Source organism: Bifidobacterium longum subsp. infantis ATCC 15697 = JCM 1222 = DSM 20088 (assembly GCF_000269965.1).
Taxonomy (GTDB): domain Bacteria; phylum Actinomycetota; class Actinomycetes; order Actinomycetales; family Bifidobacteriaceae; genus Bifidobacterium; species Bifidobacterium infantis.
Map to the genome: position 1 here is coordinate 1,140,477 of NC_017219.1, position 12,001 is coordinate 1,152,477.

A 12,001-nucleotide genomic window follows, 5' to 3' on the forward strand; every position below is an offset into this window, starting at 1 on the left:
TAATCGTACATATGTACGAAACCCTGAGCCTGTTTTCCGAACCCACCAAGGTGTGGTTCGAGCATGCCTTCGGTCAGCCGACCGAGGCACAGGCTCAGGCATGGCCGGCAATCCATTCCGGTCGTAATGTCTTGGTCATCGCACCTACCGGCTCCGGCAAAACATTGGCCGCGTTTCTCTCGGCCATTGACCGGCTGATGACCGTGCCACGTACGCGGCGTGCCGGTGTGCGTGTGCTGTATATCTCGCCGTTAAAGGCGCTCGCGGTCGATGTGGCCAAGAACCTAGAACAGCCTTTGGAGGGCATTGCCGCACAATGCGAGGCGCAAGGGCTGCCCGTGCCGAAGATCGCGGTCGCCACTCGTTCAGGCGACACCACCGCACAGGAGCGGCGGCGCATAGCCTCCCATCCACCGGATATCCTCGTTACCACGCCAGAATCGTTGTACTTGTTGCTCACTTCGAAAGCAGGGCGGATTCTCGGCACTGTCGATACGGTGATCGTCGATGAGATTCATGCAGTAGCGGGCACCAAGCGCGGCGCACATTTGGCGGTAAGCCTTGAACGGCTGGAGAACCTTGTCGCAGAATCGCGCAAGCGAGATGCGATCGTTGCAGATGCTGATGAGGGCGGTGATGCCGCCGTTGATGCTGGCCGCGGCGATCGTCATATGCAGCGCATTGGTCTATCCGCTACGGTGAATCCGCCTGAAGAGGCGGCGCGATTCCTGGGCGGCGGGCAACCGGTTACCATCGTGAATCCCGGTGGGCGGCCTGCAATGGATCTGCGCATGATTGAGCCGTTGGAAAACATGCGTGATTTGCAGTCCGTGAATGCCAAGCAGCGTGTCGGTGGCGTGGAGGCTGAACGGTCCGCTCCGCATATCAGCGGTGTCACGCCGGCCATGCAGCGACTTGCCGAACGCAGGGGCATTGTGCCGGTGGATGATAGAGATGTTTCTTCCACTTCTGGGGACGATTCTGATGCGAGTGATGCGTTCGATTCCTCCGCGTTGGTTGGAGCGGCGGGCGACCGTACCTCCGGTTCCATTTGGCCCGTGGTGGAACGCAGCATTTTGGATGAGATTCTCGCGCACCGCACTACATTGGTCTTCGTCAATTCGCGTGGTGTGGCCGAAAAGCTCACCGCGCGCCTCAATGATCTCTATGCGCAGACCCGGCATGGCACCAATCCCGACACTGTGCGTGATCCGGGCTCTCCGGAAGGCCGCGAAGGGTTCTCCACACATTACGATGCTGTGGTCGGCTCCACCACCATGCTTGTCGGCTCACATGAGGGCGACGATGTCATCGCCATGGCTCATCATGGGTCGGTCTCCAAAGATCGCCGCAAAATGATTGAGGAACGGCTTAAGCGTGGTGAATTGCGCTGCGTGGTGGCCACCTCCAGTTTGGAGCTTGGCATTGATATGGGTTCGGTCGACTTGGTGATTCAAGTCGATACGCCATTGTCGGTCTCCTCCGGATTGCAGCGTGTAGGCCGTGCCGATCATCAGGTCGGTGGCGTCTCTCACGCATTGTTCTACCCGCTCACCCGTCAGCAGATTGTCACTGGGGCCGCAAGTCTGGAAGCCATGATTGCCGGCGATATAGAACCATTGGCCGTGCCGCGCAATCCGCTCGATATTCTTGCCCAGCAGACCGTGGCCGCTGCCGCGATGCACGATTTGAACGCTGATGACTGGTATGCCACGGTGCGCCGTGCTGCGCCGTTTGCCGAACTGCCACGTGACATGTTCGATGCGGCAATCGGCATGATGTCCGGCGAATACAACAGCGAGGAATTCTCGGCCTTCCGGCCGCGACTGGTATGGAATCAGGATAATGGCCTGATTTCCGCCCGTCCCGGTTCGCAGAAAGTGGCCATTACCTCTGGCGGTACGATTCCCGATCGAGGGCTGTACACCGTGGTCCTGCCTGAGGCGGACGCCGGCAAAGGCCAGCGTCGCGTCGGCGAGTTGGATGAGGAGATGGTCTACGAATCGCGCGTGGGCGATGTCATTACGCTCGGCACCTCCACATGGCAGATTCAGGAGATCACCCGTGATCGTGTGGTCGTGACTCCGGCTCCGGGCCGCACCGCCCGTCTGCCGTTCTGGCACGGTGAAGGCGCTGGCCGTGACTACGGTTTCAGCCGTACCATAGCCCGCTTCACCCGAGAAATCGCCGCCGGATTAGACGTGAAGCGGACTGAGGGGAGGTCTGCCGCAGAAGGTCCAGCTGTCCCAACCTTCATCCCAACAATTCTCACTCGCCTCCACCGAGATGGCCTAGACCCCAATGCCATCACCAACCTGGCCCGCCTGCTCTCCGAGCAACAAGCCATCACCGGCACAGTTCCCAGCGACCAAACCCTCATCGTGGAACGGACCCGCGATGAAGACGGCGGATGGCGCATCGTGCTGTTATGCCCCTTTGGCCGCCGCGTTCACGAACCGTGGTCCATGGCCATCAGCCGCAGACTGCGCCAACGCTACGGTTTCGATGGGCAGGTATATGCCGCCGATGACGGTATCGTCATTCAGCTACCGGACGGTGACGGACATATTCCTGTTCAAGACCTGGTCCTTTTCGACCCAGAAGACCTCAAAGCAGATGTAGAACGTCAAGTGGGCGAGTCCGTGCTATTCGCCGCACGATTCCGCGAATGCGCCACCCGATCACTGTTCATGCCGCGATCCGACCCGGGCCGTCGCGTGCCCCTATGGCAGCAGCGACTGCGCGCCGCACAGCTCCTGCAATCCGCACGCATGGCCAAGAACTTCCCGCTGCTGCTGGAAACCGCGCGCGAATGTCTGCAAGACGTATACGACATGCCTGCCCTGAACGAGGTGATGACCGGATTGCAATCCGGCATCATTACCGTGAAGGACGTGGAGACCGAATCGCCATCGCCTTTCGCCGAGAACATTCTCTTTGGCTTCGTCGGCGTGGTGATGTACCAGTATGACCAACCTCAGGCCGAGCGCAGCGCGCGACTGTTGTCTCTCGATCCGCACGTGCTCGAACGCTTGCTCGGCACCACCGACATGGCACAAGTGCTGAATCCGGACGTGATTCGCGAAGTCGAACAGGAACTGGGGGAGCGCACTTTCTGGAATGAACTTGCCGACGATGATGTGACTGGTCGCGTGACCCGTTACGCCAAAACCCATGGTCCTTTCACCGCCGATCAGCTCATAACCGACCTACACCTCGATGCTACGGATGCCGTGCACACTCTGGATGTGCTGGCTGCCAAAGGCGAGTTGCTGCAAGGCCACTTTGTAGATGATGACGAGCAAGGCCAACAGTGGCTCCATAAGGACGTATTCCGTCGCATTCGGTCTCGCTCATTGGCCAAGGCGCGTAAAGCAGTCCAGCCAGTAGAACCAGAGGCGTTCCAGATGTTTCTTATCGACCGACAAGGTATCGGGCCGGTCGGCGGCGAACGATATGAAGGTGCTGACGGGCTCATGCGCGTTATCGAGCAGCTGGAGGGCATATCACTGCCCACTGCACTCTGGGAGTCGGCGGTATTCCCCGCACGAGTACGAGACTACCAACCTGCATTGCTGGATGAGTTGCTGACCAGCGGCGATGTGGTCTGGGTCGGCTCAAAAACCGGGGGAACCAGTGCGATGGACCCCGGTGAGGTTGCTTTCTATCCGGCGGATTCAATATTGCTCAGCGATGTGGAACATGGTACGACATCGAACGCCTCAGACGCCACCATGCCGGAAGCGATTCTGGCCGCACTGGACTCAGGGGGAGCGTTCCATGCCCGTCAACTGATGGATGCCGCCAAACGTGTGTGGAATGAGGCCGCGGAGCCGGACATCAATCCAAACACCGGCGAAATCATTCCGCAAGAGTGGAGCGAACAGCAGTTCAAGGATGCCTTGTGGAGCTTGGTCTGGCAAGGTAAGGTCACCAATTCCAGCTTCGCGCCGGTGCGTGCATTAACCGCAGGCGCAGCAAGCCCGCGTAAATCCACTACATCACGTCGTCGTGGGCGTGTCGCTCCGATTCGCCGAGCCACGACGGATATGACGTTAGGAGGTTTGTGGTCTGCCGTGATCGGGCAAGCTGAAGGCGAAGACACTGACCAGACCGAACGGGCACTCGCACTGGTCGAGACGTTGCTGGACAGGTATGGCGTCATCGCGCAGCCGGTGATTGACAAGGATAATATTCCGGGTGGCTACTCAGCGTTGTATCCGGTATTGAAGCGCATGGAGGAGCATGGTCGACTGGTACGAGGCATGTTCGTCCGTGGTTTCGGTGCGGCCCAATTTGCCGAGCACGACACCGTGGATGCGTTGCGTCATCCGTCAGAGCATCGCGGCCAGTCCGTGGTGGCATTGAGTGTGCTCGACCCCGCAAATCTCAGTGGCTCCGCCATCGCGTGGCCGGACGCGCCTGCCGGTGCGGGTAAACCGGCACGCCGTATCGGAGCCATGGTCGTGCTCAATGCGCAAGGCACGCTACTATACGCGGCTGCCAAAGCCAAGCACCTGACGGCGTTCGATCAATCGGTCGACCATGAACCCGCTGCCAACGATTCCGACGAACAGATGCGCAAGGCCGCCACAGAACTGGCCTACGCCCTCAAACGCAATGGCACCGGTTCCGTGACGTTCAGCGACATCAATGGCGAACCCCTCAACGCGCGTCACCCCTTCGCCCGCATCCTCCACCAGTCCGGCTTCACCCCCGTTCCCCGAGGCATGCGGCTGTACTGATTGAGCCCAACTATCGAATGCGGTAGTTGGAGCCGCGTTGGGTCATGATGAGGCCGGCGCGGGTGAGCTTCTTATCCAGTGTGTAGAGGGCGTTCTTGAGGAGCCCTTGTTGCTCGAAGAATGGGCCACCGACGAGCTTGACCAATTCGCTGGTGTTGACGAACTGACCATCAGCCTTGACCAGTGCTTCAAGCAAACTGTATTCCAGACGGGACAGTGAGATTGCGCTGCGCGTGGATGCGTAGTAGGCCTTGTGATTCGTGGTGTCCAACGTGAGATTGCCACGAATGATCATGGCGGGGGAGTCGGTGGCAAGCGAGCCGACGTATGAGAGCAGTTCGCCATCGGAGAATGGTTTGCTCAGCGCGGCATCCGGGCGTCGTACGTTAGCTTGTGCGCTAGCGGCGGCATTGTCCGAGCGTTGTTCGGCTTCGGCATCTGAGTTGTTTGCGCGTGAATCCGCGCTGAAGGAGCTGTAGGGCGTCTCTTCGATAGGGGCGTACTCGTCAGGCAGCGCTCGCCAGCGGCTGCCTTCGCCAATGGTTTTGCTGAGTGGCGTCGAAGTCAGCAGCAGAATCTTGACGGAGGCACGGGCATTGCGTAGGGATTCGATGAGCTGCTTGGTGGAACTGCCGAGCAGGGATTCATCAAGAATCACTGCGTCAAATGACTCCTTGGCGACAGCGGCGAGCGCGATACTACCGGTGCTTGCCAAAGACACTTCATGACGACCGGCAAGTAGGGCACCACGAATGGCGCGGGCCAACGGTTCATTGGATACGGCAACCAGTAGTCTCATCGCCACCTCCTTGATGCTTAGTGTAGGTCGGGTTTAGGGTCTCTTCTCTATTGTTTGGCTCACTGTCGTTCGTTCCTCGCCTACAAACACCCCACTGGGGGTGTTTGCTTTACGGCTCGGCCCATCAGAGGGAGCTTAATTGAGGTTACGCAATGAAGGCGATGGGGGAGGCGAGGTCCACTCCGGAACCGTCTCGGCGCATATCGGGCTTGGGAAGCTCGACCGGGGAGCCTGCGGATGTGGAAGCGTGCAACGGGTAGAGGCCCACCCAGGCAAGAATCAGCGTGTTCTGGCCCTTGAGGAAGCGCTGGGAACGCACGCCGCCGGTAGCACGACCCTTGGTGGGGTACATTTCCAGCGGAGTGACCTTCGCCGCGCCGTTTTCGGTGCCGGGCAGTGCATCGGAATCGCCGGCCACGGTGAGCACCACTGCACCGGATCCGGAAGTCAAGCCGTTCTCGCCCTCTTCATAGGTCCATGCCACCTTGCCGGCGGGAACCACGTTGAAGGCCGCCACACGGGCACCCTCGGCCAGCTTGATGCCGGCCATACCGCCCGCGGTACGACCCTGCGGGCGCACGTTCTTCGCCTCAAAGGTCAGTAGCGAGGAATCGGAGGAGATGAACACCAGACGGTCGTCATCCTCGGCCACGGCGGCGAATACCACTTCATCGCCATCTTTCAGATCAATGACGGGCCAGGAATCCATGGTGGTGGGTGCCTCACGATTCCAACGCTTGATGACACCGTTACGGGTACCGATAGCCAGCGACGGCAACGGCTTGGCCTCGGCGGCCCCGCCATCCTCGCTCTCATCCTTGGCACTGGCCTTGCCGGACGTCGGCTGCTCCATGGCAATCGCCGTAATCACACGCTCACCGCGAATCGGATCGGTGGATTCGGTCATGCCGATCAGTTCGTCGGCCTGAACTCCGCCCTTCAGCGACAATGTGGCGGCAGCGGGCAAGGCAGGCAAATCAACCACATGCGCGAGCACCAGGCGGCCGGCCGACGTGACCAGCCCGTACGTGGCGCGCGTGGAAGTCTCGAAGATTGTGGTGATCTGATCGTCTCGCAGACGTTCATCGGATGCGGACCGTGCATTGAACACGTCCATCGCGCTTGGCGTGGTACGGGCAATCAAACCGGTGGCGCTCATCATCACCACGCACGGCTCGTCCTCGATCTTCAAGGCTCCGGTCAGCGCGGACTGTTCGCCGGTCTTCTTGGCTGCTGCTGCGGCTGCGGCCACATCGGCTTCGGCGGAGGAAATCGTGGTGGCGGCCTTCACTGCTTCGAGTGCGGACTTGGACACACCCGAAGCCCCGGCGCCCTGCGCCACGACCGGCGTCAGCGTGCCATCCGGGTCGGCGTCCAGCAGCACGGTGCGACGCGGCGAGCCCCACTTGGCGACCGCCTCGTCCATCTCGTCGGTGACCACCTGGTCGAGCGCTTCGGCGGAGGCCAGAATGCGGGTGAGCTCCTCGATGCGCTTCTTCAGGTCATCGCGTTCGGCCTCAAGTTCGATGCGGTTCATCTTGGTCAGTCGGCGCAGACGCAGGTCGAGGATGTACTGAGCCTGGACCTCGTCCAAATCGAAAACGACCATCAAACGGCTCTTCGCGGCATCCGCATCATCCGAGGTGCGGATTACCTGAATCACCTCGTCGATGTCCAGCATGGCCAGCAGCAGGCCCTCGACCAGGTGCAGGCGTTCCAGCGCCTTCTTCTTGCGATATTCACTGCGGCGGCGAATCACCACACGGCGGTGGTCCACCCACACCTGAAGCATCTCCTTCAGACCCATCGTGTGCGGGCGGCCCTCCACCAACGCCACGTTGTTCATGGCGAAGTTGTCTTGCAACGGTGTGTGCTTGAACAACTGCACCAGAACCGCATGCGGGTCGAAACCAGTCTTGATTTCGATGACGATACGCGTGCCGTTATGACGATCGGTCAGATCGAACGCGCCGGAAATCCCCTCCAGCTTGCGGTTCTTCACACCGTCGGAAATACGTTCGATTACCTTCTCTGGGCCCACCATGTACGGCAGCTCGGTGACCACGATGGCCTGCTTGCGGGCCGTGACATGCTCGATATGCGTGGCGGCGCGCGTGGTGAACGTACCACGGCCGGTGGCGTAGGCCTCACGGATGCCGTCGCGGCCGATGATCGTGCCGCCGGTGGGCCAGTCGGGGCCGGGCACGTAACGCATCAGTTGTTCCAGGGTGGCGTCCGAATGCGCCATGAGGAACTTGGCGGCGTTCACCACCTCGCCCAGATTGTGGGTGGCCAGGTTCGTGGCCATGCCCACGGCGATGCCCGAGCCGCCGTTGACCAGCAGATTTGGGATGGCGGCCGGCAGCACGGTCGGTTCCTTGAGCTTGTTGTCATAGTTCGGCGTGAAGTCGACGGTGTCCTCATCGATATCCGCGTTCATGCCGAGAGCCGCCGGGCCAAGCCTGGCCTCGGTGTAACGGGAGGCCGCGGGGCCGTCATCCAGCGAGCCGAAATTGCCGTGGCCGTCTACCAGCGGCAGACGCATCGCGAACGGCTGTGCCAAACGCACCATGGCCTCGTAGATCGCGGAATCACCGTGCGGGTGGAGCTTGCCCATCACCTCGCCCACCACGCGGGCGGACTTCATATACGGGTGGTCGGGAGTCAGGTTCATCTCGCCCATCTGGTAGACGATGCGGCGCTGCACCGGCTTCAAGCCATCGCGCGCATCGGGCAGTGCGCGTGCGTAAATCACCGAATACGCATACTCGAGGAAGGACTTGCTCATCTCCTCGTTCAGCGGCGTCTCGACGATATGCTCCTTGACCGTGCGCGGATCGTAGGTTTGCGCGGACGGTTTGCGGTGTGATGCCATGAAACTCCCTTTCGAACGCCCCCATATTAGCGGGAGGGCGCGAAACAGTGCGCAGAGAACGGTTCTCGATAACAACTGTGCGCTGGTTTCGATGCGCCAATCGCACATGTCTGCCGATAGAACGGCGTGATTCCAGTGTTTCAGTCGATGTGCGTTTGTTTGATTATGTGCGTTGGAGCGCACGGTTGTTATCGAGAACCGTTCTCTGCGCACTGAGCCAAGGGGAGGGGTGCTACTTGAATGGGCAACTATGAGTGTTGAGACGCCGGATATGGACGAGTTGCTGCGGCTGGTGCCCACTGTGGGCTATGGGGATGACGTCCCGGCCGATCGGCGTGGGGGAGCGCTGCACCTGTCCGCCGTGCTGCCCGCCTTGTCCGCCGCCATCGGACATCCGACTCCCACCAAGGTCCACGCCGATCCCAAGGCCTGCCAGCGCGCGTTGGGACTGCCCGACGCCGAATCGGCCATCGTGGTGCTCGTGGACGGCCTCGGCTTCTGGAACCTCGCCATGCGCCTCGGCCACGCGCCCTATCTGCGTTCGCTGATGAACGAAAGCGCCAATCAGCGTCCCGTCGCCACCTGCGCTCCAAGCACCACTGTGGCGGCCATGGCCGCATTCGGTACCGGAACCTGCCCGGGACTGACCGCAATGGCGGGCTATACGCAGCTCGAACCCGCCAGCCATAAGCTCATCCAACTCATCCAGTTCAAAGACGCGCTGGCAACCAGACCAGCCAATCCGCACATTCCTGTGCCGCCCATGGTCGATCCGTTCGACCTGCAGCGCGAGGAGACGGTGTTCGAGAAACTTGCGGCTCAAGAGGTGCGTGTCACGAGCTCGGGGTTGCCCAAGTTCTCCAGATCACCATTGACCGAAGCCGCATTGCGAGGCACCGACTATCAAGGCAACGTCACCCCACGTGATCGTGTGCTGGCCGCCTCACGCGCCTCACGCACCCCCGGCCTGACCTACCTGTACATCCGTGACGCCGACAAAGTCGGCCACAATTACGGGTGGGATTCCGAACACTGGGTGGCCGCATTCGAACATATCGACGCCCAGCTCGCGCTCCTGAAACGCAGCGCACCCAAAGGCACGCTGATCGTCATCGTGGCCGACCACGGCATGGTGCAAACCGACATGGACCAGCGGATTGACATCGCCGTTGAACCGCAGCTCACCCGAGGCGTGTCACTGGTCGGGGGAGAGCCGCGCTCGCTGATGCTGTATGCCGAGCCGGATGAACGACCTGAGGATATAGCTTGCCGGTGGCGCGATTACCTGCAAGACCGAGCCTTGGTGCGAACCAGGGATGAGGCCATCGCGGACGGATTGTTTGGACCGGTCTGCGAGCGAGTCCGGCCGATGCTTGGCGATGTGGTCGTGCAGGCAGCGGGAGCCGTGACCCTCGTCGATTCGCGTACGCAAGGAGACAAAGCCACTCACCTGCCGAGCGTGCATGGCTCCCAAACGGCATTGGAAATGGATATTCCCTGCCTGATCGATATGGCCTGATTCGGAAATTCAGTCTCCGAACAGAATCTCGTCCCAGCTTGGTACGGCCGAACGCCCTGATTTACGCTTGGCCGGTTTGGCTGGTGCCTCGTGTTTGGTGGCGGCGGATTCGGCCGCCCGCTCCTGCTCGGTGGCTACCAGCTGTGCATCGGGGCCACGCCGTATGGTCTTGTCCGAAATATTGTCAGAACCCTGCTCTGGTGCCGTGGCAGGCGATTGCTGCAATCCTGCGGCAGATGACGAAACAGAGCTGGCGGTCTGCGAAGAGACCGGGCTTGGGGCCGTAGCGTCATGAGCCTGGTTCGTGGCCGGTGAGATGGACGTGGATAGGTCCACCGGGGGCATGGAACCTGTGGAAGTGACGGAGGGCCGGATTGCGGCAGGCCGTGCGGCCGGAATCGAAGGCGTAGGTGCAGCCCAAGCAGACACGGCGCGCTCGATACGCGCGGAACGTACGGAGTCGCCGGGCAGTTCAGGAATCGTCGGCTTGAGTTTGGAATCCGTGGCTGATTCCGGATTCTGTTCGCCGAGCAGTTTTCGAGCGGCATTGTTCAGGCTCATTACGGAATTGTCGTGCATATTCCACGTCCATTCGGCATGGATCTCACGGCCCGCGGAAGTGAATATCGCCACGATGCGCCAAGGCTCAAGTCCGCGTCGGGTGGATTTCCAGGTCACTGATTCCATGCCGATTCCCGCAGAGGCCAGCGTGCGTTCCACCAGTTCGCTGATGGTGCGCACCCTGCTGTCTTTGGGTGCCGCCACGGCAAGGAACTGTTCGATGGCATACTGTTTCTCGGTCTCCACGGCCATGGAGAAACGACGTACCAGCGTTTCGCTCAGATGATATTTCTCCGCGACGCGGGCCGGATCGGCACCGGCGCGAATCAGCGACTGTATCTGGGAAATCGGCAAAGTGGACTGCTGATGCGGCTGGGGAGCCTGTCGCATCTCGCTTCTGACCTGCTTGGCCTCAAGAATCGCCCGTTCGAGCGTGTCGTCCACGCTCACAGCCATTTCCCCGCCGCCAATGGAGAATACGAGGTCCCCCGTCTTGCTCACGCGTACGAAACGGGCTTTTTCAAGCCGATCATCTGGCATATTCGCACCACTTTCCGTCGCAAAGACATTACTTCTTTTAAGTATGCCCCACGTGTCGAACTTTACGAGTATTTCAAATCGTGTATCCTATGGGCGAGTACGGCGCTGACCGTGCTATATATATCGACTTACGAACCAAAGACGACGAAAGGACCATGATGGCTCAGGATTATGATTCCCCCCGCAATAAGGATGAGGACGAGGAATCGCTGCAGGCGCTGGGGAAGTCCTCGCAGAACGCCTCGGGCGACATCGACGACGATGAGAACGCCATCGCCGAAGACTACGAACTGCCGGGCGCCGATTTGAGCAACGAGGATTCCTCGGTGACCGTCATCCCCATGCAGGGTGACGAGTTCGTCTGCTCGCAGTGCTTCCTGGTCAAGCATCGTAGCCAGCTCGCCTACACGGACGAGGATGGCCAGCCGGTGTGTGAGGAGTGCGCCGCCTGATGGCGTTCGACGAGACCTACAACGAGCCCGAATCCACCGAGGTCCTGGTCAAAAGCCTCGACCCCGAACACCCGGCCCTGCTCCGGTACGCGCATGCGGGCGATGCCGGCGCCGATCTCATCACCACCGTCGACGTGACCCTCAAGCCCTTCGAGCGGGCATTGGTGCCCACCGGCGTGGCCATCGCCCTGCCTGCGGGTTACGTGGCGTTGGTGCACCCGCGTTCCGGGCTGGCGGCCAAGCAGGGCGTCACCGTGCTCAACGCGCCTGGCACCGTTGATGCAGGCTACCGTGGCGAAATCAAGGTGCCGCTGATCAACCTCGATCCGAAGCACACCGCCGTCTTCCATCCGGGCGATCGCATCGCTCAATTGGTGATTCAGCGGTATGTTGAGGCTCGGTTCATCCCGGCCGAGACACTGCCCGGATCCGATCGCGCCGAACGCGGGTTCGGTTCGACGGGAGTGGCGTCCTGACCGGATTAGGCCGGTTGAATGACCAAGGTGATGA

7 protein-coding genes are annotated in these 12,001 nt (G+C 60.8%); 4 read left to right on the forward strand and 3 right to left on the reverse strand.

Annotation, left to right across the window (positions count from 1 at the left end; genetic code table 11):
• The first annotated feature begins 11 nt into the window (after positions 1–11).
• A complete protein-coding gene (locus BLIJ_RS04885; protein ID WP_012577328.1) occupies positions 12–4,745 on the forward strand; it encodes a DEAD/DEAH box helicase in 4,734 nt (1,577 codons plus the stop codon).
• 10 nt (positions 4,746–4,755) lie between these two features.
• Here BLIJ_RS04885 and BLIJ_RS04890 read toward each other — a convergent pair whose 3' ends face one another.
• Entirely contained in the window at positions 4,756–5,544 is a 789-nt protein-coding gene (locus BLIJ_RS04890) for a response regulator transcription factor (protein WP_012577329.1), read from the reverse strand.
• A 145-nt stretch (positions 5,545–5,689) separates the two neighbouring features.
• Entirely contained in the window at positions 5,690–8,419 is a 2,730-nt protein-coding gene (locus BLIJ_RS04895; RefSeq protein WP_012577330.1) for a DNA gyrase/topoisomerase IV subunit A, read from the reverse strand.
• A 250-nt stretch (positions 8,420–8,669) separates the two neighbouring features.
• Between BLIJ_RS04895 and BLIJ_RS04900 the strand changes: the two genes are divergently transcribed.
• Positions 8,670–9,938, forward strand: a complete 1,269-nt coding sequence (locus tag BLIJ_RS04900; RefSeq protein ID WP_041981812.1) for an alkaline phosphatase family protein — start codon at positions 8,670–8,672, stop codon at positions 9,936–9,938.
• 9 nt (positions 9,939–9,947) lie between these two features.
• Here BLIJ_RS04900 and sepH read toward each other — a convergent pair whose 3' ends face one another.
• Positions 9,948–11,039 (reverse strand): septation protein SepH, encoded by a 1,092-nt coding sequence (gene sepH / locus BLIJ_RS04905; RefSeq protein ID WP_012577332.1) that lies wholly within the window; start codon positions 11,037–11,039, stop codon positions 9,948–9,950.
• Positions 11,040–11,197: 158 nt separating this feature from the next.
• On the opposite strand from sepH, the gene BLIJ_RS04910 reads away from it, so the two are divergent.
• A complete protein-coding gene (locus BLIJ_RS04910) occupies positions 11,198–11,491 on the forward strand; it encodes a DUF4193 domain-containing protein (protein WP_012577333.1) in 294 nt (97 codons plus the stop codon).
• A complete protein-coding gene (dut, locus tag BLIJ_RS04915) occupies positions 11,491–11,967 on the forward strand; it encodes a dUTP diphosphatase (RefSeq protein WP_012577334.1) in 477 nt (158 codons plus the stop codon). Before BLIJ_RS04910 ends, dut begins: the two co-directional genes overlap by 1 nt.
• Positions 11,968–12,001: the final 34 nt, after the last annotated feature.